Origin of the sequence: Paenibacillus sp. FSL H3-0333, from assembly GCF_038002805.1 — a bacterium.
GTDB classification, from domain to species: Bacteria; Bacillota; Bacilli; order Paenibacillales; family Paenibacillaceae; genus Paenibacillus_AQ; species Paenibacillus_AQ silagei.
Map to the genome: position 1 here is coordinate 3102454 of NZ_JBBODG010000001.1, position 24066 is coordinate 3126519.

A 24066-nucleotide genomic window follows, 5' to 3' on the forward strand; every position below is an offset into this window, starting at 1 on the left:
TATCTGAGAAAGAGAGGGAAGTCCATATGATATCAGAAGACCGATTGATCCATGAGTTCATGGAGCTTGTCCAGATTGACAGTGAGACCCGGAATGAACGGCAGATTGCCGATGTGCTCAAGGAGAAGTTCAGCAGCCTGGGGCTGACTGCGGTGGAGGACGATTCGCAGGAGAGAACGGGGCACGGAGCCGGCAACCTGTTCGTGACCTGGCCTGCTGACAGCGGAGTGAGCGCGCCGAAGCTGCTGTTCACCTGCCATATGGATACCGTGGTGCCCGGCCAGAAGATCAAGCCTGCCTTGGGGGAAGACGGCTGGATTCGAAGTGATGGCAGTACCATTCTTGGAGCGGATGACAAAGCGGGACTAGCTGCCCTGTTCGAAGCGATCCGGGTCATTCAGGAGCAGAAGCTGCCGCACGGCCAGATTCAGTTCGTCATTACGGCAGGCGAAGAGTCCGGGCTGATGGGCGCACGCGCCATGGACCCGGCACATCTGGATGCAGATATGGGCTTCGCGCTGGATTCCAACGGAGAAGTGGGAGCCATCGCGATTGCAGCACCGGCACAGGCGAAGGTAACGATGCAGATCTTCGGCAAATCCGCCCATGCAGGCGTGAACCCGGAGGATGGTATCAGCGCCATTCAGGTAGCGAGCAAAGCGATCTCGGCTATGAAGCTTGGACGGATTGACAACGAGACGACAGCGAATATCGGCAAGTTCGCCGGCGGCGGACCGACGAATGTGGTCTGCGATCATGTGCAGTTGGATGCGGAGGCCCGCAGTATTGTGCAGGAGAAGGTAGAGAAGCAGATTGCCTCTATGCGTGAGGCGCTGGAGACTACCGCACGCGACCACGGTGCGCAGAGTGAATTCCGCAGCGAGATGATCTATCCGGCGTTCAGCTTTAATGGGAATGATCCGGTTGTTCAATTGGCTGACCGGGCGATCACTTCGCTGGGTCTGACGACCCGGCTGTTCGCTTCCGGCGGCGGCAGTGATGCCAATGTGTTCAACGGGCTGAACGTTCCGGTTGTGAATCTGGCGGTTGGCTACGAGGATATTCACACCACGAAGGAGCGGATCAAGGCCGCAGACATCGTCAAGGTGGCCAGCCTGGTTGTAGCCATTGTGGCCGAGAGCCAGAAGGGCTAATCTGATTAAGATACTGTGCAGGAGGAACCCGTTCATGCCAAGGCTAATACCAAGGCGGTCTGCTGCCGCATAACAAATAATAAATAGGAGCTGTTTCCGGGATGATCCGGGAGACAGCTCCTTCTTATACCCTGGAAGATCATAGACGCTGACCGGAAGAACGAAGCGGCATTATCCAGCCTTGGAAGCTTTGATCCGCGAATCTGCCTGGAGCAGCAGGATGTAAGAGAGGGGCATATCGCGCCCGTATTGCTTCATCCACCCGGCCATTACGGCCATAATCTGTTCCGGTTTACCTACCATTGTAACTGCGGATGAGCTTGCTTGGACAAGGATGTTATTCATGCCTGCATTCCTTCTTTCTTCTTAAGTTTGCTATAATACACCCTATGCATAACGATGCCAAAGGAGACCACAAATCTATGAAAAAAGATGAAATAAACCGCAACCCCGCATTGGATGAAGAAACATTGTCAACGAAGCCGATTTTTGCAGGCCACATTATTTCGCTGCAGGTGGATACCGTGAGGCTTCCTGACGGCAACACCGCAACCCGCGAGGTCGTGAAGCACCCTGGAGCTGTAGCCGTGCTGGCCTTGAACCAAGGTAAAATGCTGGTCGTGGAGCAGTACCGTCAGCCGATGCACCGTACCGAGGTGGAGATTCCCGCAGGCAAGCTGGACCCGGGTGAAGATCCTCTGGCGGCTGCGGGCCGTGAGCTTCAGGAGGAGACCGGCTTTCATAGCGGGGGGCTGAAGCTGCTGAAGTCGTTCTACACCTCTCCCGGCTTCGCCGACGAGATCATTCACCTCTATGTGACCGAGGATGCCCAGCCGGGCGAGATGGCGCTGGATGAGGATGAGTTCCTGGAGGTCTCCGAGCTGACGCTGGAGGAAGCCTACCAGTACATTGCGGACGGACGTATTGCCGATGCCAAGACGATGATGGCGGTCTATGCCTGGCATCTCTACACGCTGACAGGCCAATGGCACTAGCGGCGGAGCTCAGAAGCGTCTACTGCGATCTGCATGTGCATATCGGACGGACTTCGGAGGGCCAGGCGGTCAAAATCAGCGGCAGCCGTGATCTGACCTTCGCCGGGATTGCCCGGGAAGCGGCGGAGCGCAAGGGGATTGGCCTGATCGGCATTATCGACAGCCACTCACCGGGCGTGCTGCGTGATATTCATACCGCGCTGGATTCCGGTGAAATGACGATAGCCGCAGGCGGCGGAATTGCGTACCGGGGGACGACGATCCTGCTGGGAACCGAGATTGAGATCCGCGAGCCCGGGCGGCGGGAGTGCCATGTCCTGGCCTTCATGCCGGACCTTGGAACGATGGAGGATTTCAGCACCTGGATGAGCGCCCATATGCGTAATAGGAATCTTAGCTCCCAGCGCCTGTACGCCCCTTCAAGGGTGCTGCAGGACGAGATTACCGGGCGGGGCGGACTGCTGATCCCGGCCCATATTTTCACGCCTCATAAGGGGCTCTATGGCTGTGCGGCCGAGCGGATGGCTGAGTTATTCGATCTGGACCGTATCGCGGCGGTGGAGCTTGGCCTCAGTGCGGATTCAGAGATGGCAGGGTATATCTCGGAGCTTGACCGTTACAGCTTCCTGACTAATTCCGATGCCCATTCTCTCGGCAAAATCGGCCGCGAGTACAATGTCATCGAGATGCGGGAGCCCTCCTTCGAGGAGCTGAAGCTGGCGCTCCGGCGCTCGGAAGGACGCAGGGTCAGCGCCAACTTCGGGCTGAATCCCCGGCTGGGCAAATATCACCGGACCTATTGCGGCGGCTGCGGCAGCATCATCGATGAAGCCTACAGCACCTCGGAGCGCTGCCCGTATTGCGGCAGTCCGAAGCTGGTCCAGGGTGTGCTGGACCGCATTCTGCACATTGCCGACCGTCCGCTGCCGCAGGTTCCGGAATATCGGCCTGCGTACCATTACCAGGTGCCGCTGGAGTTCATTCCCGGCCTCGGCAAGCGTAAGCTGAACCAGCTGCTGGAGGCTTTTGGCACAGAGATGAACATTCTGCACCGGGCTGCGGAAGCCGAGCTTGCCGCTGTAGCGGGAGCGGAGCTGGCCGGGCTGATCGTGCTGGCCCGTACAGGACAGCTCGTGCTCTCCTCGGGTGGCGGAGGCACCTACGGCAAGGTGCTCAAGAACTAAGGACAAGTCATAGATCAGGACATTCCCTCATATGGTGTAACATGTGACCGGAAAGGGGAATGTCAGGGTGCGCAGTCTAAAGCTGATGGTGAAGGAACAGACGCCTCTATATATTTTTGTCGCGGTATTATTTCTGGTCGGGGTGGTCTTCGGAGCGCTTATCGTCACTGCGCTTACGCTGGATCAGCAGCAGGAGCTGGGCGATTACTTAAGCAATTTCTTCGTGACGGTCGATCAGCAGGGACTGCCTGCCGCGCAGGATTCATACTGGAGCATCGCCGCCTTTCATCTGAAGTGGGTTGGCTTGATCTGGGTGCTCGGCTTGTCCGTGATCGGACTTCCGGGCATTCTGATTCTGGATTTCCTCAAAGGCGTGCTGATCGGCTTCACCGTCGGCACTCTCGTCAGCCAATACTCCTGGCACGGCATGCTGTTCGCCCTGGTCTCCGTCGCTCCGCATAATCTGGTGCTGATTCCGGTGCTGCTGGTATGCAGCGCGGCGGCCCTCGGTTTCTCCCTGCTAATGATCCGCAGCCGGGTGCTGGGACAGCAGCGCCGCACGCAGGTGACTCATCCGTTCATGATGTATACGCTGCTCTCGCTGGGGATGGCGCTGCTGGTGATGGGAATCTCGGGCTTCGAGGCTTACGTGACTCCGGTGATGATGCGCTGGGTGACGCCTCTTCTGGTGTCGGCCGGATGAGGAAGAATTTTCAAATATGGAGGATCTGTGAATGAATGGGCCAGCCCTGTCGAGATGCTAAAACCGTTTGACTTCTTAAAGGAAATCCCCCTATAATGGAAGAAGTGGCTTGAAGCCCGGTGTGGTAATTTTCCAAGGGGGAGGCAGACAATGGAAGCCCGAATAGACAAGATTAAGCAACAACTACAATCCCAAGGATACAAGCTTACACCTCAACGGGAAGCGACCTTAAGAGTTCTCCTGGAGAACGAGGATGATCATTTAAGTGCGGAAGATGTATTCATGCTTGTGAAAGAAAAGGCGCCCGAGATCGGTCTTGCCACCGTGTATCGTACCCTGGAACTGCTTAGCGAGCTTCATGTCGTGGAGAAGATCAATTTCGGAGACGGTGTGGCCCGCTATGATCTGCGTACAGATACGGCGAAGCATCATCATCATCATTTGATTTGTGTGCAGTGCGGAAGTATGGATGAGATTCGTGAGGATTGGCTCGGACCGCTGGAAGAGCGACTGGAGCAGGAATACAACTTCACGGTGGTTGATCATAGACTTGATTTTCACGGAATATGCCACCGCTGCAAGGATAAGAACCCGGCAGAGGACAATACTCCCGAATAAGCGTATATAGAACGTGGACTTAAGAATGCTTCATTGCGATATTCCTAAGCTCATCTTCAGATGAAGCATGACCGCGCAAGCTCTCCCCCGGCTGAATGGCTGGAGGGGAGCTTTTTGATTGCCGGGAGAGCAAGGAAAGTGGGCTGCGGCGGGAAATGAAAGGGATAAATCCCATTGAATTCGCTGAAAGTGGGCTGGAAGGGGAAATGAAAGGGATAAATCCCATTGAATTCGCTGAAAGTGGGCTGAATGAGGGAATGAAAGGGATAAATCCCATTAAATCCGTTGAAAAGTGTGCTGGACGGGGAGATTAAAGGGATAAATCCCATTAAATTCGCTGAAAGTGGGCTGGACGGGTAGTTGAAGGAGAGTAATGAAGAGCACAAGTGCCAATGTCATTAAGATAAGTTCAAAGATAAGTTTGGAATTAATAAAGAGAATCCAAAACGGTATGGGGAAACGTCCTATGCCGTTTGTTTTTGGTGTAAGGAAGGAAAAAAGCGCATAGCAAACAAAGCGGATGGAAGATCCACTTAAAAAAATGTTCATGCGAACCGAATTATGCTACTCTGTAGACGAAGCTAATGGCGGATTTGCTACGTATTCTGCGTGTATTCCTTTGCCCAGGACGGGTGAGACGAATCGGCAAAATATTTTTGCGAATCAAAGCTTCCACATCAGGCGGGGGTCCATCGCCCTTGGAGCGCAGGAAATGTCTACAGACGTGAACGGCCACCGTGAAGTTGACTTGGTAGAGGTGCCGTTTATCCTTTTGGGAAATGACTACGTGCGAGGTAATCATTTCAGCGAAATTGTAGAGGATCATTCTTGCGAAGATCTCTTGGGTAATGGACTCTTGCTTCTTTGCGTGAAAATGGGTCAGACCGATGGTGTATTTTAAGGCCCGGAAAGAGGTCTCAATCCCCCATCGCAGGTGATACAGTTCCCGGAGTTCATCCGGTGAGAATTCAGCAGCCGGTAGATTGGTAATGACGGTTTCATAATCGCCACTGGGCAGGAGGAAACGAACCACCCGAAAGGAAATCGGGTAAAACAGGTTCTTTTGCATGTCCAGAAAATCAAAGCTAGAGGTGGCCGGAAGAATTTTATAGATTTCGGGGTGATCCCTGAACGCTTTCGTTCGTTTTTTAGTCAGCGTCAGGTGAATCTCCTGATCAAACGCCCCTTCAAAGGTCAAGTGCAAGCCCGAAAGAATGCCATTCGAATGCAAATCCTTGACCCGTATGACGTACTTCCATCCTTTCCGTTCCAGATGCGCGAACGTATTGTAGCTTTCCAATCCTCGATCCGCCAACACAATGACGTTCCCCTGAATAGGGGACCGATCCACCATCGTGGACAGCGCCCTTCCTTCGTTGCGCAGCTTTCGAGGTTGAAGGATGGCGTCCACGTAAAGCCGGTTACAGAGGTCATAAGCAGCGTTCAAGTGCAGAAGGTTAAAGCCTTTCGAGTGGGGCTGACTTTGAGAATAGGTCAACGGGTCCGCAGGATCTGTTGCAATATGCAGATCGGAACCGTCAATGGCCAATAATCGATAGCCTCGATAATCCTTGAATTCCGTATGGGACGCGGTAAAGGTGTGAAACAAAGATTCGACCGCAGACGGCAAAATTTTATTTCTTTGCTGAACAAAAGCAGAAGAAGTTGCGGTGTTAACGTCATAGCCCTGCGATTCCAACAGTTCCTTATAGAGGCTGTTGCCGCCCATAAAGATCAGGGTTTGCATAACCATTTCAAAGGGTAGTTTTTTCGTTCGGGTAAAATCCTTTCCCGGGTTTCTGACGTAAGGCGCGGGGGCAGCCGCCATCTCACGGATGAGAGATGTCAGTCTGTCTTTCAGCGAATTTGCATAAGCATTCATTGGCGTAACCTCCTCGTTTTTTCAAGGGGCTTCGCCACACGTTTTCTACGGATTGTCAAGATTTTTTTTGTGCAAAAAAAGAGCAGGCTATCTTTTCGATAACCTGCCTTTTTTTCTTGTTTTTGGCTCTATATCTTAACTTAATGACATTGGCACAAGTGCCCCTGAATTCAGCCCAAGTACGCTATATTGAGCAAATGAAGAGCATTAGTGCACCTGATTTTGGAAAACATGGACTAAACAGGCGAATAAGGTGTAAAAGTGCACCTGATTTCGGCAGAGCCGTCTCAGTGAGAGCGGCCAGGGAGCCAAATATTACTTAACATACATAACACGTCCCTCCGGCGCATAAAGTGAAGGACGAGTTCTGCTCACATTCCTTCTGCCCGCATTCTTTCTACTCACCGCATTTGCCTGCACTTACCCAAGTGTAGCAGAAGGGGGAGCATATGCAGGATGATGATGCAGATGCTGATATCATTTTGAGGAGGCTGCCTGGATGATTATTTCTCTGCCCCGCACGGTGCGCCGGCTGTATTTCATGACGATGCTTGTGGCGGTAAGCTGTGTGCTGTATTATGTTTTGAGCTGGGTCAGCGAATGGATCAGCCCGGCCCGCAATGTTGAGATTCCGGAAGGAACCGCCGTCCGGGCGTTTCAGGATGTCCAGTATGGGGAACAGGGGATAAGTGCGGGGGATCGCCTGCGCCTTTTTTACTGGTACGGGGAGTAACGGGACGGATTGCAGGATTAAGGGAGAAGTATGTCGAATCAATCTATAGCATGTCATGGAACAACGCTGTTCCGGCTGCTGGATCTCAACCCGCTGCGAAGCCGCATGAAGCAGCCTGAGTCTGACAGGAGCGTGAATTGATGAAGTCATACTTACAGCCGTTTATGCAGTATTTGTCCGGGGACAAAGGATTGTCTCCTAGTACGCTGGAATCCTATGGACGGGATATTTCGCAGTTTCTGGAGTTTACGGAAGAGCGGGGCCTGGACGCGGCCGAAGATATTAGAAGAACGCATATTATGCTCTATCTGGGTGCCCTGCGCGGAGCAGGGAAGGCAGCAGCCACGGTGAACCGGAATACGGTATCGCTGCGCGCCTATTTTCATTTTTTGCTGAAGGAACGGCTGATTGTCCAAGATCCAACGCTGGATATGGAAGCCATGAAGCCGAGTCACAAGCCGCCGGTCATTCTCAGCATTGCGGAGATCGAGCGTCTGCTGGCGGCTCCGGATGAAGCTGCTCCCCAGGGGATGCGCGATAAGGCTATGCTGGAGCTGCTGTATGCGACGGGTATCCGTGTGACGGAGCTGATCTCGATGAATGTGGAGGATGTGAACACATCCTTGCGGTTCGCACGCTGCAGCGGCGCCTCCGGCAAGGAGCGTGTGGTCCCGATCGGCGTGATTGCGGCTGATTGCGTAGCCCGTTATACCTCGGGGATGCGGGACAAGCTGCTGCGTGCGAGCCGGGAGGAGCCTGCGCTGTTCCTGAATAGTCTGGGCGGACGGCTGACCCGTCAGGGCTTTTGGAAAATCATCAAAAAATACGCGCGTGAAGCTCAGATTGAGCAGGACATCACACCGCATACTCTGCGCCACTCCTTCGCTGCGCATCTGCTTGAAGGCGGGGCGGACCTGCGCTCTGTGCAGCAGATGCTGGGCCATTCCGATAGTTCGACCACTCAGATCTACAGCGGAATTGCCCGCAAGAATATGAAGGAGGTCTACGAGAATCATCATCCCCGGGCGAAATAGCCGGCTGTACAGGGATGAGGGACCTTAGGAATACGGGCGGGCGTATCGGATTGGGCCGAAAAGATGCTTTTTGTGAGTAAGAAAGTTATGATGGAATCATACTGAAGAAATCGCTCCCGGGAGAGGTTCTCCCGGAGTTTCTTCATGCTTAGAGCAGACGACAAGATTAGGCAAACTATAAAAGGAGTGAAGACGGCAATGTCCTCATTTAAACGCATCGGATTTATTGTTCTGGACAGTGTAGGTATCGGTGAAGCGCCGGATGCCGCTAATTTCGGAGATACAGGCTCCCATACGCTGGGTCATATTCTGGAACGGGTTCCGGGTCTTAAGCTTCCGAATCTGCAGCAGCTCGGGCTGGCGAATATTGCCCCGCTGCCGCCGCTTGAACCGGTAACGGCACCTACAGGCTACTACGGTAAAATGCAGGAGGTATCCGTAGGCAAGGACACCATGACCGGACACTGGGAGCTGATGGGGCTGAAGATCGAGGTTCCTTTTAACACCTACTTCGACGGCTTCCCTGCGGAGCTGATCGAGAAATTCGAAGCGGCTACCGGACGCAAGGTCATCGGCAACAAGCCGGCCTCCGGCACGGAGATTCTTGTGGAATACGGCGAGGAGCAGATGAAGACGGGCGCATGGATTGTCTATACTTCAGCGGACAGCGTGTTCCAGCTTGCGGCACATGAAGATATTATCCCTCTGGAGGAGCTGTACAGCGCCTGTAAAATCGCCCGTGAGCTGACGATGGCTCCCGAGTTCTCCGTAGGCCGTGTGATTGCCCGCCCTTATGTCGGCGAGCCGGGGAATTTTGTGCGTACACCTAACCGCCATGACTATGCGGTGAAGCCGCCGGAGCCTACGGTGATGAATGCGCTGGAGGATATCGGCAAGGATGTGATTGCTGTCGGCAAGATCAATGATATTTTTACCGGTGAAGGGGTAACCGCAACCTATCCGACCAAAAGCAATGAACACGGCATCCAGATTACGATCGACGAGCTGCGCAAGCCGTTTAACGGATTCCTGTTCACCAATCTGGTGGACTTCGATTCCCTCTACGGCCACCGCCGTGATCCGGAAGGCTACGGCCGTGCGCTGGAGGTATTCGATCAGGCGCTGCCTGAGCTGCTCAGTACGCTCGGTGAGGATGATCTGCTGATCATCTCCGCAGACCATGGCAATGACCCGATCCATGCCGGAACGGACCACACGCGCGAGTATGTGCCGCTCTTGGTCTACAGCCCGAGATTCAAGACTCCAGGCAGCCTGGGCATCCGCCAGACCTTCTCGGATGTGGCCGCCACAATCGCCGATAACTTCGGGGCGAAGGCTCCGCAGTACGGGACAAGCTTTTTGTCTGAATTACAGTAATCACACCACAGCTTGAACTGGATTTTTTGAAAAAAGAAGGAGTGTAACCCATGACCACTATAACCTCAAGCAAAATTCAAGAAGCCGCCGTATATATCAAAGATAAATGCACCGTCGCCCCTGAAATCGGGCTGATCCTGGGCTCCGGCCTAGGCATTCTGGCGGATCTGATCACAGATGAAGTCGTTATTCCTTATCATGAGATTCCTCATTTCCCGGTGTCCACGGTTGAAGGACATGAAGGCGAGCTGCTGATCGGCATGATCGAAGGCCGCCGCGTGGTCATGATGAAGGGCCGCTTCCACATGTATGAAGGCTACGGCCCTGAGGTTACAGCCTTCCCGGTACGGGTAATGAAGGAGCTGGGCGTAACCAGCCTGCTGGTCACCAACGCTGCCGGTGGCGTCAACACCGAATACACACCGGGCGATCTCATGCTGATTACGGACCATCTGAACCTGACCGGACGCAATCCGCTGAGCGGACCGAATGACAATGCGCTGGGCGTACGGTTCCCGGATATGTCCTCGGCTTACAGCCCGCGTCTGATTGCAGCTGCCAAGGAAGCTGCCGCCGCACTGAATTTTGAGTTCAAGGAAGGCGTATATGCGGGTCTGCTCGGACCGAACTATGAGACGCCTGCTGAGATCGTGATGCTGCGCCGCCAGGGAGCAGATGCCGTAGGCATGTCCACCGTATCCGAGACCATCGTTGCCCGCCATGCCGGGATTGAAGTGCTGGGTATTTCCTGCATCACCAACATGGCAGCCGGTATTCTGCCGCAGCCGCTGAATCATGCAGAGGTGATGGAGACCGCTGAGCGTGTGCGCGAGCAGTTCCTGAAGCTTGTGCTTGCTTTTATTCCCAAGATGTAGGTACTGCTTCACATACGCGTTATTCTATACACAATCCATATCCGGGAGGATCAATCGATGACAACACCAACAACAGTCCCATACGGCACCCAGGTTCAGGAAGCCGCTGCATATATTCAATCCAAATTCGGCGGTTATACACCGGTAATCGGCCTTATTCTGGGTTCAGGTCTTGGCGACCTGGGCGATCAGATCGAAGATGCAGTCTACCTGCCTTATGAAGAAATTCCGCATTTCCCCCATTCAACGGTAGAAGGCCATGCCGGAAGATTCGTGATCGGTAAGCTGGAAGGCAAGGATGTTATGATCATGCAGGGCCGTTTTCACTACTATGAAGGTTATGAGATGCGCAAGGTAGTTCTTCCGGTCTATGTAATGGCTAAGCTGGGCATCGGCACGCTTGTCATTACCAATGCTGGCGGCGGGATGAACAGAGCGTTCAAGGCAGGCGACCTGATGCTGATTACCGACCACCTCAATATGACCGGCGACAACCCGCTGATCGGACCGAATGATCCGGAGCTGGGCGTAAGATTCCCTGATATGTCCAGTGCCTATGACCCTGAATATATTGAGCTTGCGAAAAAGCTTGCCGACGGAGTTACAGGTGTGGACGGTGAAGCGCTTGTCCTGCAGGAAGGCGTATATGCCGGCATCAGTGGCCCTACTTATGAGACCCCGGCTGAGCTGAAAATGCTGGCCTATCTCGGCGGCGATGCCGTGGGAATGTCCACCGTGCCGGAGGTTATCGTGGCCAGTCACAGCAAGCTGCGCGTGCTCGGCATTACCTGTATCACCGACATGGCGATTGGCGATGAGCTGGAGCCGCTCACCCATGAGCAGGTGGTAAAAGTGGCGAACCTGACCAAGCCAAAATTCATCGGACTGGTGCGCTCCTTCGTCCGTGAGGTACAGATCTAATGCGTGCTGTTGATCTTATTCAGAAGAAAAGAGACGGCGGTGAGCTTAGCCGCGAAGAAATAGCATTTCTGATTCAAGGCTACAGCAAAGGGGAAATCCCGGATTATCAAATTTCCGCCTGGGCAATGGCCGTGTATTTCCGCGGAATGAACGCGCGGGAGACCGGCGACCTGACCCTGGAGATGGCGATGTCCGGCGACCAGGTTGACCTTAGCCCGATTGCGGGCATCAAGGTGGACAAGCATTCTACCGGAGGCGTGGGCGACAAGACGACAGTTGTGCTGGCACCGCTGGTCGCGGCGGCCGGAGTTCCGGTAGCCAAAATGTCCGGGCGCGGCCTCGGCCACACCGGAGGCACGCTGGATAAGCTGGAGTCAATCACGGGATTCTCGGTGGAGATGGACCGGGAACGCTTCTTCGCCCAGGTGGGCGAGATCGGCGCGGCGGTGATCGGCCAGTCCGGCAACATCACGCCGGCGGACAAGAAGCTGTATGCTCTGCGTGATGTGACGGCCACGGTGGAATCCATTCCGCTGATTGCCAGCTCCGTCATGAGCAAGAAGATCGCCGCAGGCGCGGACGCCATCGTGCTGGATGTGAAGACTGGCAGCGGCGCCTTCATGAAGACGCTGGAGGATTCCATTGCGCTCGCCCAGGCGATGGTAGATATCGGCACTCACCTTGGCCGCAACACGGTAGCGGTCATCAGCGATATGGACCAGCCGCTGGGCTTCGGCATCGGCAATGCCCTGGAGATCAAGGAGGGCATCGAGACCTTGAACGGTCACGGGCCGAAGGATCTGCAGGAGGTCTGCCTGATCCTGGGCAGCCAGATGCTGGTGCTCGGCGGCAAGGCGAAGGATGAGGAAGAAGCGCGCTCTATGCTGCTGTCCCATATCGAAGACGGCAGCGCCCTCGCTAAGTTCAAGCAGATGGTGTCAGCCCAGGGCGGCGATGTCTCACAGATTGATTCTCCTGACACCTTGCCCGCTGCCCGCAGATTCATCGAGGTCAAGGCTGCGACCGCAGGCTATGTGGAGAGCATCCAGGCTGAAGAGATCGGTGTGGCTGCGATGCTGCTCGGTGCCGGACGCGAGACGAAGGAGTCCGTGATCGATCTGGCGGTCGGCATTCAGCTCTCGCTGAAGGTCGGCGACGCCGTGGCCGCAGGCGATACCCTGGCGGTGCTCCACGTGAACGATGCCGGCGAAGGCAAGGTGAAGGAGGCCGAAGCCAAAGTGCTGGAAGCTTACCGCATCTCTGCCCAGCCAGTTCCGCCGCAGCCGCTGGTCTTTGCGCTGGTGACCAAGGACGGGGTAACGCGTTACTAGCCGGAAACGGAGTATTACGCTGGAATCCTGTTAATACAAACAAGCCGTACGAATCAGCATATTGCTGGCGTACGGCTTGTTTTATTTTTGTATAGGAAACTATAGTTTCCTTCTGCTGTGGAAAAGGTGTGTGTAAATTTGTGGATACGAGTTCTTTGAAAGATTCGTAGAAGGACTTTAATGCTGAATGTGACTGAAGGCTGAGGGTATGCTTACAACCGAATACAATGGGCTGTTACAGCGGAATATGGATCCAATGTATGTGAAAAACAGCATACATTGTGCTCGCAAGCAGGCGCACGGCCTGAATATATGTGAAAAACAGCATACATTGTGCTCGCAAGCAGGCGCACGGCCTGAATATATGTGAAAAACAGCATACATTGTGCTCGCAAGCAGGCGCACGGCCTGAATATATGTGAAAAACAGCATACATTGTGCTCGCAAGCAGGCGCACGGCCTGAATATATGTGAAAAACAGCATACATTATACCCGCAAGTAGGCACACGGCCCGAATGTATGTGAAAAACAGCATACATTGTGTTCGCGCGAAGGTAATCTTATTCATCCTTTAGGATGATTTAGTTCTGAAGACATCTGGGTCATTCCTTCGCCTGTTGCCTGCATATCTAGTAATTCCCTTTACATAAGCCTGAATCTCGTAACGAATGGAACCAAATCACTGATTACTAGGGTCAACAGTATAAGCAATTGAATTTAGCATGAATATGATAGACTACATACTATTTTATTACCGGATTCATATAGAAGGAGCCGATAGGTTCTGGATGAAGCTGCAGTTCATTTAATAGAGATTGACACTTTAAGCAATGAAGTAGCTAAATTCTGGAGAAGGAGGCCAGGGAATGGCGGTATGGAATACGGGGCCTATTGAGAATAACGCTGTTAACGGCTCTAGACCAACGGTATCAACGACTGTAATAATCGCCAATCAAAGTACAACCCAACCCGTGATCGTATTAACTCAGGGTTACAATCTCAGTGGGCTTAGAACATTATTTATCTTGAGCCAGGATGAGATTTTACCCAATACGGTGATTTCAAGAAATTATTACAGTAATCTTAATTCCTTTGAATTTGTATTTACAATCACTGGTGGAGCTGTTGATAACACGGAAATATCTGTATGGGGAAAAGGAAGTTCAGGACAGCTAACTACCCCACATCGCTTAGTTTCTGCAGAATTACTAGGTTATTCTGGAGGGGCTGGTGTGACAGGGGCAACGGGAGCGGCTGGTGTAACTGGAGCCACCGGAGCGACAGGCTTGACGGGAGGAACGGGAGCAACCGGGGCAACTGGAAGTACGGGAGCAACGGGTGAGACCGGGACCACAGGTGTAACGGGAGCAACGGGAGCAACTGGAGCATCCGGAGGAACTGGAGTTACGGGAGCCACCGGAGCAACTGGAGTTACGGGAGCAACTGGGGCAACGGGTGCAACCGGAGCAACTGGAATTACGGGGGCAACGGGTGAGACCGGGACCACAGGTGTAACGGGAGCGACTGGAGCAACCGGAGGAACTGGAGTTACGGGAGCCACCGGAGCAACTGGAGTAACGGGAGTAACCGGGGCAACTGGCCTTACGGGAGCAACGGGGGCAACGGGAGCAACCGGGACCACAGGTGTAACGGGAGCGACTGGAGCAACCGGAGCGACTGGAGCAACCGGAGCGACTGGAGCAACCGGAGCAACTGGAGCAACTGGAGCAACTGGAGTAACCGGGGCAACTGGAGTTACGGGAGCAACGGGTGCAACGGGTGCAACCGGAGCAACTGGAATTACGGGGGCAACGGGGGAGACCGGGACCACAGGTGTAACGGGAGTTACGGGAGCCACCGGGGCAACTGGAGTTACGGGAGCAACGGGAGCAACGGGTGAGACCGGGACCACAGGTGTAACGGGAGCGACTGGAGCGACTGGAGCGACTGGAGCAACTGGAGTAACGGGAGTGACCGGGGCAACTGGAGTTACAGGAGCAACGGGGGCAACGGGAGAGACCGGAACCACAGGTGTAACAGGAGCGACGGGAGCCACCGGAGTAACAGGAGCTACAGGCGCAACGGGAGTCACTGGAGCTACAGGAGTAACCGGGGGAACTGGAGCAACTGGAATTACGGGGACCACAGGTGTAACGGGAGGAACGGGAGCCACCGGGGCAACTGGAATTACAGGGGCGACGGGAGAGACCGGGACCACAGGTGTAACGGGAGCCACCGGAGCAACTGGAGTAACGGGAGCAACGGGTGCAACCGGAGCAACTGGAATTACGGGGGCAACGGGTGAGACCGGGACCATAGGTGTAACGGGAACTACCGGAGCTACAGGAGTAACCGGGGGAACTGGAGCAACTGGAGTAACGGGAGCCACCGGGGGAACTGGAGTTACGGGGGCAACTGGAATTACGGGTGCAACGGGAGCCACCGGAGCAACTGGAATTACGGGGACCACAGGTGTAACGGGAGTTACGGGAGGAACGGGAGCCACCGGGGCAACTGGAATTACAGGGGCGACGGGAGAGACCGGAACCACTGGCGCAACAGGAGTCACTGGAGCAACTGGAGCTACAGGAGCAACCGGAGCAACTGGTGTAACAGGAACAACAGGAGTTACCGGAGTCACAGGAGTGACAGGCGCAACCGGAGTAACAGGAGCGACAGGTGTAACGGGAACAACAGGAGTCACTGGAGCTACAGGAGCAACCGGAGCAACTGGTGTAACAGGAACAACAGGAACAACAGGAGTCACCGGAGCAACCGGAGTAACAGGAACGACAGGCGCAACGGGAACAACAGGAGTCACAGGGACAACAGGAGCTACCGGAGCTACGGGTACACCTACACTGGCATTTACCAACACTACAGGCTCAATAGCTATCTATCCTCCTTTGAATACAGAAGTCGTTGTTGTTTCGGTGACTCAGAACGAAGTGATCTCTCAGCAGCTGAAAATTGATTACGCTATATCATTAGAAGCGATCACTTCGTCCAACTGGTCACTTGTTGCTGAACTTCGTATCTACCGCTCTGCGACTTTGATCTCTACCAGAACACTTAACCGTAGCGGAAATGCATCGGGAACGCAACGTTTTCCGATTGCGGACACTTATGTTGATACAGCTCCGGCTACTGGTTCTGTATCCTACCAAGTTCGTGCAATTGTTACCACGGATAGCAATATAACCTCAGCAACAGTTATCAATCGAAATCTCAATATTATTACGTTCACTCCCTAATCCCACTCCACCTAGCAGATTAAAAGTAAAATAGCCTTAGCCCAGAAACTGAGCTAAGGCTATAAGCGTATCTGAGGACAATTGAATCATACTCCGTAACTTCTAAACGGAACATACCGCTACCCCACCGGCAGATAGCCCTCCATAGCGGACATCATCGTGTAAGCCCCGTTACTCTTGTTACAGAGAGCAGTAATCGTTAGGCCACGTTCGGGATAGTATGCGGAGTGGAAGCTGATCCCGGGATCGTAGCCCATGATATGGTACTTAAGCACCTTTTCGCTGGGGCCGGCTTGTATCCACACGCCATAACCGTAATAACTGTCCTCACGCTCATGAATATGCGGTGTCAGCAGCAGAGCCGTGGTCTCTGCCTGTAACAGCTTGTGTTCAAGCAAGCCGCTCCACAGCTTATGCATATCCGCCGCCGTAACAAATGCCCCTCCGTCCCCGCCTCCGACCACCGGAATGGAGTAGATGTTGCTGGTCTTTTTCCCATTGCTGCTGTCGATGTATCCCTGAGCGGTGTGGGCCGGAAGCGCATCAAGCGCGAAGTAACCGGAATCCTTCATCCCGCAAGGCAGGAAAATATGTTGTTCTACATATTCCGTGAACGGTTGCCCGCTGACGGCTTCTACGAGCATAGCAAGCATGATATATCCTGCATTGTTATAGTGAAACCGCCCGCCTGGGACGAATTTCATAGGAAGTCCAGCAAACAGAGGAAGGAAATCCGCAGGCCGCCTCAGCGTGTACATCGGGGTCACCTTCCACAGTGCCGCGAAATCTTCCATCTCTTCTTCATCGAAGTAATCCGGTATGCCCGAGCTGTGAGTCAATAGCTGATGCACGGTGATCGCTGGGTCGAACAATGGGAATTCCTGCTTCGGCAGGATGTCCAGTATTTTGGCGTCAAAAGAAAACAAACCCTGCTCTGCGAGCTGGCAGACCGCAATGGCGGTAAATAGCTTGCTGCCGGAAGCGATGGCGAAGCGGGTGTGGGCCTGGTTGAGTCGTACGTCCCCGATATTAGCTATCCCAAAAGCTGCCGCTGCAAGGACATGCTCCCGTTCCGTCACTTGTACAACCCCTGAGAACCCCGTCCGCCGGGCCTCTTCACTGATAATCTGGACCAGCTTGTCCTTATTAATCTGATGTGCAGGCTTCATCCTATGAAGCACCTCCTGTCTGAAAATAAGCACCAGTACCCTGTTATATTTCGCTGCTTGGGAGAATTAACCTTTATTCATTGGCGGTAAGCCGTAAGAGTGTACTCTGCGCGTAAGGTTTATCTGCAAAGGACAAGAAATGCTGTTCCAGTTTGGCAGGACGGTACATTGTGGACATTTTGCCGGATGAGATAGTATAAATGCAAACATGACAAACATGAGCATGCATCCGGGGAGGAATTAGAATGGCACTTCATCAAACGATTACAGTCTTGAACGCACTGGACAGCGCTTATGTTAACGGTAAGCAGGTCAAGCAGTTATTCGCAGAATATCCTGCGGTTAAGGTTGAGATTCAGAAGGTGGAAGGGGAGAAGGGCAGCACAGAATTCGTTAAAATCATGATCCCTGGCAGCGAAGGCAAGCTTGGCGGCGGATCTGCCCCAACGTTCGGTATTGTCGGCAGACTGGGGGGTATCGGGGCGCGCCCGAGCCGAATTGGCCTGGTCTCTGATGCTGACGGTGCGGTAGCGGCGATTGCTTCTGCGCTGAAGCTGGCAGACATGCAGACCAAAGGGGATGTGCTGCTGGGGGATGTGCTGGTTACCACCCATATTTGCCCGGATGCGCCGACCCTGCCGCACGAGCCGGTGGATTTCATGGATTCCCCTGTAGATATTCTGCAGATGAATGAGCATGAAGTGCTGCCGGAGATGGAAGCGGTTCTATCGATTGATACGACCAAAGGCAACCGTGTGGTCAACCACAAAGGGATCGCCATCTCACCGACGGTCAAAGAAGGCTATATTCTGCGGGTTAGCGAAGATTTGCTGCGGATCAAGGAAATGACGACCGGGCAGTACCCGGTTACTTTTCCGGTGACGACTCAGGATATTACCCCTTACGGCAACGGGCTGTATCATATCAATTCCATTCTTCAGCCTGCGGTAGCTACCTCTGCTCCGGTGGTGGGCCTCGCGATTACTGCCCAGTCTATGGTTCCGGGTTGTGGTACCGGTGCCAGCCATGAGGTGGATATTGCTCAGGCGGTGCGTTTTGCTATCGAGACGGCCAAGGAAGTAACGCAGGGGACATGCTCCTTCTACAACGAAGCAGAGTTTGCGAAGATTACCGAGCTGTACGGCTCCATGAGCGTGCTGCAGACGCTGGGCAAACCGGCAGTCACCTCTCAATAACTGGATATTGGTATTGCAGGTAGGCGCTGAATTTCCTTCAGCGCCTGCTCTGCAATCACTGGGGGTAGCAGAAGCAGGCAAGACAGCAGAGGAGGGAAGCGCATGAAGAATATCGGGCTGATTACGATTGGGCAAGCACCCAGGCAGGATGTCGCGCCCATCATTGAGAAATATCTGGAAGGCAAGGCGGGAATGGTTCAGTCCGGGGTGCTGGACGGGTTCACGGCTGAACAGGTGCGTGAATTCTACAGTCCAGGGCCGGGAGAGTATGTGCTGACCACCCGCATGGCGGACGGGTCCGCTGCGGTAATCTCGCGGGAGCGGATACAGTCCGTTCTCCAAGGGAAGATTGATGCTATGGAAGCCGCTGGGATTCGGACGATCCTGCTGGCGTGTACGGGAGTTTTTCCGGGACTGCATACGTCTGCTGCCCATCTGATTGAGCCGGACCGGATCATTCCTCCGGTCGTGCAGGCGATGCTGGACGGGCGTCGTCTGGGACTGATTGGCCCTTTGTCGGAGCAGGAGGACGCAATGATTGAGAAATTCGCTGGCGCCGGAGCCAGGCTGCCGTTCGCTGCGGCTTCACCTTATACGGGTACGGAAGCGGATTTTCGCGCCGCAGCAGAGCGTCTGAGCGGTCATGCGGATGTGTTAGTGCTTGACTGTATGGGATATGTGGAGCAGCATAGACAGTGGGCGGCCTCCGCAGGAGTGCCCGCCGTGCTGTCCAATGCCCTGATGGGCAAGCTGATAGCAGAAATGGTGTAATTCGGGAGGAAATGAAGATGAGTGAAGCAAGAATTGGAATTAGCATGAATGTTCTTAAGGATTGTCTCGGGCTTGCCAGCGGAGAACTGCTGGCTGTAGTAGCCGACGATGATAAGCGTGATCTGGCCGAGTCGGTCTATGAGGCGGGCAAAAGGCTGGGAGCGGAATCAATGCTGCTGGTTATGCAGCCGCGGAGCAGATCGGGGGAGGAGCCTCCGGCTCCCGTTGCCGAAGCTATGGCTAAGGCAGATGTGGCCGTATGCATCACGACCCACTCGATGACACATACGGCGGCGCGTAAGCAGGCAGCCGCAGCGGGAACCCGGGTAGCGACCATGCCGGGGATCACCGATGATATGTTCAGCCACGGCGCGATCACTGCGGATTATGGGCAGGTGAAGGCGCTGACCGAGCAGGTTGCTGCGCTGCTGTCTGCGGGCAGCCGGGTGCGCGTGGAGAAGGAGGGGCTTGCGCTCACCTTCTCCATTGACGGCCGCGAGGGCATCCTTAGCACCGGATTATATCTGAATCCGGGAGAGTCAGGCAATCTGCCCTCCGGTGAAGCTTATATTGCACCGCTGGAAGGCACAGCTAGCGGCCAGATTAAGGTGGATGGCTCGGTAGCAGGGATTGGCGCACTGGATGGCCCGATGGTGCTGACCGTGGAAGATGGACGGCTGATCCATGCCGACGGGGAGCATGGCGGCAAGCTGCTGGACATGCTTGGCGATGGCGATGGTCGGCTGCTGGGTGAATTCGGCATCGGGACCAATAACAAGGCCCGGATTACAGGCGTGGTGCTGGAAGATGAGAAGGTGTACGGGACGATCCATGTTGCTTTTGGCAGCAATAATACGTTCGGCGGGGTCGTTGCGGCTGGCGTGCATATTGATGCTGTGGTCATGAAGCCGGATGTGTATATCGACAACAAGCTGATTATGCAGGCTGGGGAACTACTGTAAGCAGAATGGAAGCTGCTGATTGCAAGGTTAAATAAGCCGCACCACAGATTTGGACGGTGGGCGCAATCGCCACTGTAGTGAACCTTTGGATTTCCGGCTGCTATTGCTGTTTACGTTTGAAATAGGGCGGCTGGTTATGCTTTTGCGGTAACTAAATCAAGGCGGATCAGGAGGAGACAGGATGCTTGGAATCATACGTGTTATTACATTGCAGGAGAGCTCTGCAATTCAGTTACATGGGGATCTAATTGAGCGGCGGTATGGTCTGCCGGTGATGAGCCGCTGCATCCCGGATCAGCCTCAGGGTGTGTATGATGCGCAGACAGAGGCGGAATCCATTCCGAAGATTATAAGGCTTGCCGGGGAACTGGAGCAGCAGGGATGCACGGCTATCGGCATCAGCTGTGCTGCCGATCCGGCACTCTTGGAAGCCAGAGCAGTGGTGAATGTTCCTGTGCTGGGAGCGGGCTCCTGCGCGGCCCATATGGCTATGGCTTACAGCAACCGGGTGGGGGTGCTGACGATTCTGGAAGAGGTGCCGCCGCTTATCCGCAGCATTCTCGGCGATGCCTACGTTGGCATGGACCGCCCCGACGGCGTGACAACCACGCTGGATCTGAACACACCCGCCGGACGCGCAGGCGCGCTTGCAGGTGCTGCCCGGCTCGTAGAACGCGGCGCCGAAGCCCTTGTGCTGGCGTGCACAGGCTTCGCCACCATCGGCCTGGCAGCGGAGCTGGAAGAACAGCTCGGCATTCGGGCGTTCGATCCCATACTCTGCCTTGGTGCCGCTGCTGCTGCGTCAGCCTCTGGTGCAGGAGCTGTGCATCGCATATAGAATGGCATTTTGTGTTGGGCAGGCTTTGCAATTTGCTGAGACCCGCCGTTGCTGTGAGTGTGGTGCAGACTACGTGTATAGGCGATGTGTGGCAAGTAATGCGTGAAAACTAATGCGTGAAAACTAATGTGTGGCAAACTAATAGCTATGATCTCCTTAAAGCGCTCCTCCTGGCTCAAGCCCGGGGGACGCTTGTTTGTGGTTATAGGGGATTAGAGGAGCACAAGTGCCCCTGAATTCGGCGTAAGCGGGCAAAAGGAGCGAATGAGGAGCATTAGTGCCCCTGAATTCAGCGAAAGTGGGCAAAGGGAGCGAATGAGGAGCACTAGTGCCCCTGAATTCAGCGAAAGTGGGCAAAGGGAGCGAATGAGGAGCACTAGTGCCCCTGAATTCAGCGAAAGTGGGCAAAGGGAGCGAATGAGGAGCATTAGTGCCCCTGAATTGGGCAGATTGACTATGGGGGGAGTATTGGCGGGGGAGAGCTTTGGGGAAGCAGGAGAGTGGGGCGGCGTGGATGAGTATCTTTTGAGTAACATTTGGCATTTATTGTGTTCAGTGAATGGGAGGGGAGATAAATTAGGGAATAGTTAGTTACAGATCCGTTGAATCGTTAAGCTTAGCCGTACTGAACAGAATAGTTAGTGAGGAGAGCAATCTGGTAAATTATAGTTGGTCAGGTACATAGGGAGTATGATGCAGCGCTATGGAATGGGAAATAGCCAGAAGGTGTAGAGTAACTAATTTGGTTAGAGCACTTAGCCATAGGTAACATATCTGCATACATCTGCCGTTCGAAATCAAAGGGATAAATCCCTCTAAATCCGGCGAAACGTGCCCGCCGCCTGAAATCAAAGGGATAAATCCCTCTGAATCTCGCGAAACGCGCCCGCGGCCTGAAATCAAAGGGATAAATCCCTCTAAATCCGGCGAAACACGCCCGCCGCCTGAAATCAAAGGGATAAATCCCTCTGAATCTCGCGAAACGCGCCCGCCGCTCGAAATTAAAGGGATAAATCCCTCTGATCCGCCCATACACTCCTCAATCCACCAGTCCCTCTCACCAGCTCCCAATGGCCCCCTCTATCGCTCTCTTACGGTCTCTCACTCCTTCCGAACTACCTCCCCCAAAACCGCTTCCGATCCATCTAACGCCATCCAATTTCTTCCTAATGCGCTTTCACACCGAAAATCTGCCGTAACTGGATATCAATTTCCTGTGGCTCGGCGGGAATCTCTGATAAACTAGCGGGAACGCAAAAAGTGGGCTGGCGGCAGAGATGTGGCATATTTCAGGAAAAATCATGAAATACTGAAGACAGCAGAGGGAGGCGGAAGGGTGAATACACGAGGAATTACGCTGCGGGAGCTAATGGAGCTCTCGGTTCTTGGGAAAGCGAAGGTCATCAGCGGAGAGCAAGGGCTGGACCGGGTGGTCCGGTTCGTGGATATTATGGAGGTTCCGGATCTGAAAGGCTGGATCAGCGAAGGGGTGATGCTGCTGACGACAGCCTATTCGATCCGCCATGATCCTTCGCTGCTGACTGAGGTGATCTATACGCTTGATAATCTGGGCGCAGCGGCGCTGGCGATCAAGCCGGCCCGCTTCCTGAAGGAGATCCCCCAGGGGGCCATCGAGGCCAGCAATGCCTGCGGTCTGCCGATTGTGGAGATCCCGCCCGAGATTCCGTACACGGATATCACCCAGCCGGTGATGGAGCTGCTGCTGGGACGGCAGGCGATGCTGCTGCGCCGGGCGGAGGAGGTCTACCGCACGCTGACCACTATGGTGCTGGAGAACAGCGGCATTCAGGCGGTCAGCGACAGTGTGGCCGAGTTCCTTAAGGCCCCGGTGGCACTCGTGGATACGGAGCGGAAGATTATCGTATCCTCCCCGGCAGACTATGACTGGACCCAGAGCGACTCTCCGCTTAGCTGGAACATCCATGTGGACCGCCGGACGGTCGCCCGGCTGCTCGTGGACAAGGAGCGGCTGGATGATATGGAGGAGGTGGGCATCGAGCAAGCCCGGCTTGTTTTTGCCCTTGAAATAATGCGGCGTAAGGTAGCCGAGGATACGGAATTCCGGCTGCGCGGCAACTTCATCGATGAGCTGCTGACCCCGCCGCTGCCGTCGAGGCATGAGGTGCAGCGGCGGGCCCGCCAGCTCGGGATGAATCCGGAGCACAAGTGGGAGGTGGCCGTCATCGAAGGGGAGACGGCGCCGAGCGAGGAGACGGTGAACCGGCTGCTGGAGCGGGAGGCGAAGAAGCGCGGCGTCACGCCGCACGCCGAGTACCGTTCGAGCCGGGCGGTGCTGTTCCTGCCTACGCAGGAGGGGCGCAGGTTCACGCCGGGCGGTGACGCGGAGGAGCCGTGGGAGAAGACGCTGAGCGGCTGGCTACAGGACAAGGCAGAAGGCTTAAGCAGTTACCGCTGCGGTATCGGCACCTCGGAATATCTCTGGGACATCCACACCAGCTATAACGAGGCGCGCAAAGCACTGTCCATCTCCAGAAGACTCGGACAAGGCCCCGGCGGGATTACCCGCTACGAAGAGATGGAGGTCTATCATCTGCTGGAGGGGCTGGGCGGTCCGGGGTTCGAGAAGCTGTTCGAGCGCAAGCTGGGCAAGCTGCTGCAATATGACCAGGAGCATGACAGCAATATGCTGCTGACCTTCTATCATTATCTGGAGTGCCGGGGTAGTCTGATTGAGACGGCGAACAGCCTCTATATCCACCGCAATTCAGTCAAATACCGGCTGGAGCGGATTCGGGATATCACCGGCTTCGATCTGAATGATCCGCGCGAACAGTTCGTCTGCCATTTGTGCCTGATTTACTATTACCTCCAGGAAAAATAGGGCGCTTTGGCAGATTTCTGGAATGTCGTGTGAGTAAATCTAACATTCATAGTCCTTGATAGTGCACAATCGACAAACGGTTGTGCATTTTTTTAGCTGAACGGGACGTAGAGGGGCTGTGAAATTCTATGTAGAATTAGCTCAACACTTTAATAAGACACAGCATACACGTATTACCTGACATGAGAGCGGAATTCCGTCACAG

At 54.5% G+C, this 24066-nt stretch carries 20 protein-coding genes; 17 read left to right on the forward strand and 3 right to left on the reverse strand.

Annotated features, from left to right (window positions below):
• The first annotated feature begins 26 nt into the window (after positions 1-26).
• Positions 27-1154 (forward strand): M20/M25/M40 family metallo-hydrolase, encoded by a 1128-nt coding sequence (locus MHH78_RS13535; RefSeq protein WP_341139743.1) that lies wholly within the window; start codon positions 27-29, stop codon positions 1152-1154.
• Between the two features lie 171 nt (positions 1155-1325).
• Here the strand turns inward: MHH78_RS13535 and MHH78_RS13540 are convergent, their stop codons facing one another.
• Positions 1326-1499: a hypothetical protein gene (locus MHH78_RS13540; RefSeq protein ID WP_340827352.1), complete on the reverse strand. Its 174-nt coding sequence runs from the start codon at positions 1497-1499 to the stop codon at positions 1326-1328.
• Positions 1500-1576: 77 nt separating this feature from the next.
• Between MHH78_RS13540 and MHH78_RS13545 the strand changes: the two genes are divergently transcribed.
• The 4 genes from MHH78_RS13545 (at position 1577) to fur (ending at position 4654) form a co-directional block, all read left to right on the forward strand.
• Positions 1577-2149, forward strand: a complete 573-nt coding sequence (locus tag MHH78_RS13545; protein ID WP_051493868.1) for an NUDIX domain-containing protein — start codon at positions 1577-1579, stop codon at positions 2147-2149.
• Positions 2140-3333 carry an endonuclease Q family protein gene (locus tag MHH78_RS13550; protein WP_341167707.1) on the forward strand — a complete coding sequence of 398 codons (1194 nt, stop codon included), beginning with the start codon at positions 2140-2142 and terminating at the stop codon, positions 3331-3333. Before MHH78_RS13545 ends, MHH78_RS13550 begins: the two co-directional genes overlap by 10 nt.
• A 67-nt stretch (positions 3334-3400) precedes the next feature.
• Complete coding sequence (spoIIM, locus tag MHH78_RS13555) at positions 3401-4036, forward strand: stage II sporulation protein M (RefSeq protein ID WP_076086458.1); 636 nt, start codon at positions 3401-3403, stop codon at positions 4034-4036.
• Positions 4037-4186: 150 nt separating this feature from the next.
• Complete coding sequence (gene fur / locus MHH78_RS13560; RefSeq protein WP_036732017.1) at positions 4187-4654, forward strand: ferric iron uptake transcriptional regulator; 468 nt, start codon at positions 4187-4189, stop codon at positions 4652-4654.
• Between the two features lie 559 nt (positions 4655-5213).
• On the opposite strand, the gene MHH78_RS13565 is transcribed toward fur, so the two are convergent.
• On the reverse strand, positions 5214-6536 hold the full coding sequence (locus MHH78_RS13565; protein ID WP_076086935.1) for an IS4 family transposase: 1323 nt from the start codon (positions 6534-6536) through the stop codon (positions 5214-5216).
• A gap of 499 nt (positions 6537-7035) precedes the next feature.
• Here MHH78_RS13565 and MHH78_RS13570 point away from each other — a divergent pair, with 499 nt between their 5' ends.
• The 7 genes from MHH78_RS13570 to MHH78_RS13600 all read left to right on the forward strand — a co-directional run bounded on the left by MHH78_RS13570 (position 7036) and on the right by MHH78_RS13600 (position 16062).
• Positions 7036-7269, forward strand: coding sequence for a DUF4227 family protein (locus MHH78_RS13570; RefSeq protein WP_341167708.1), 234 nt, complete (start codon positions 7036-7038; stop codon positions 7267-7269).
• 140 nt (positions 7270-7409) lie between these two features.
• Positions 7410-8303, forward strand: a complete 894-nt coding sequence (gene xerD, locus MHH78_RS13575; protein ID WP_341167709.1) for a site-specific tyrosine recombinase XerD — start codon at positions 7410-7412, stop codon at positions 8301-8303.
• 198 nt (positions 8304-8501) lie between these two features.
• Positions 8502-9680, forward strand: a complete 1179-nt coding sequence (deoB, locus tag MHH78_RS13580) for a phosphopentomutase (protein ID WP_076086447.1) — start codon at positions 8502-8504, stop codon at positions 9678-9680.
• Positions 9681-9730: 50 nt separating this feature from the next.
• Positions 9731-10555, forward strand: a complete 825-nt coding sequence (locus MHH78_RS13585) for a purine-nucleoside phosphorylase (protein WP_036732029.1) — start codon at positions 9731-9733, stop codon at positions 10553-10555.
• 57 nt (positions 10556-10612) lie between these two features.
• On the forward strand, positions 10613-11476 hold the full coding sequence (locus MHH78_RS13590; protein WP_341167710.1) for a purine-nucleoside phosphorylase: 864 nt from the start codon (positions 10613-10615) through the stop codon (positions 11474-11476).
• On the forward strand, positions 11476-12807 hold the full coding sequence (locus MHH78_RS13595) for a pyrimidine-nucleoside phosphorylase (protein WP_341167711.1): 1332 nt from the start codon (positions 11476-11478) through the stop codon (positions 12805-12807). Before MHH78_RS13590 ends, MHH78_RS13595 begins: the two co-directional genes overlap by 1 nt.
• Before the next feature lie 867 nt (positions 12808-13674).
• Positions 13675-16062 carry a hypothetical protein gene (locus MHH78_RS13600; RefSeq protein ID WP_341167712.1) on the forward strand — a complete coding sequence of 796 codons (2388 nt, stop codon included), beginning with the start codon at positions 13675-13677 and terminating at the stop codon, positions 16060-16062.
• Between the two features lie 119 nt (positions 16063-16181).
• Here the strand turns inward: MHH78_RS13600 and MHH78_RS13605 are convergent, their stop codons facing one another.
• Complete coding sequence (locus tag MHH78_RS13605) at positions 16182-17231, reverse strand: serine hydrolase domain-containing protein (RefSeq protein WP_341167713.1); 1050 nt, start codon at positions 17229-17231, stop codon at positions 16182-16184.
• Positions 17232-17476: 245 nt separating this feature from the next.
• Between MHH78_RS13605 and MHH78_RS13610 the strand changes: the two genes are divergently transcribed.
• The 5 genes from MHH78_RS13610 (at position 17477) to MHH78_RS13630 (ending at position 23861) form a co-directional block, all read left to right on the forward strand.
• Positions 17477-18427 carry a DUF1177 domain-containing protein gene (locus MHH78_RS13610; RefSeq protein WP_341167714.1) on the forward strand — a complete coding sequence of 317 codons (951 nt, stop codon included), beginning with the start codon at positions 17477-17479 and terminating at the stop codon, positions 18425-18427.
• Positions 18428-18529: 102 nt separating this feature from the next.
• Entirely contained in the window at positions 18530-19198 is a 669-nt protein-coding gene (locus MHH78_RS13615) for an AroM family protein (protein ID WP_341167715.1), read from the forward strand.
• Positions 19199-19215: 17 nt separating this feature from the next.
• Complete coding sequence (locus MHH78_RS13620) at positions 19216-20160, forward strand: aminopeptidase (RefSeq protein WP_341167716.1); 945 nt, start codon at positions 19216-19218, stop codon at positions 20158-20160.
• 181 nt (positions 20161-20341) lie between these two features.
• A complete protein-coding gene (locus MHH78_RS13625; protein ID WP_076086865.1) occupies positions 20342-20998 on the forward strand; it encodes an aspartate/glutamate racemase family protein in 657 nt (218 codons plus the stop codon).
• Between the two features lie 1336 nt (positions 20999-22334).
• Positions 22335-23861 (forward strand): PucR family transcriptional regulator, encoded by a 1527-nt coding sequence (locus MHH78_RS13630; protein WP_339310453.1) that lies wholly within the window; start codon positions 22335-22337, stop codon positions 23859-23861.
• The last annotated feature ends 205 nt before the right edge of the window (positions 23862-24066 follow it).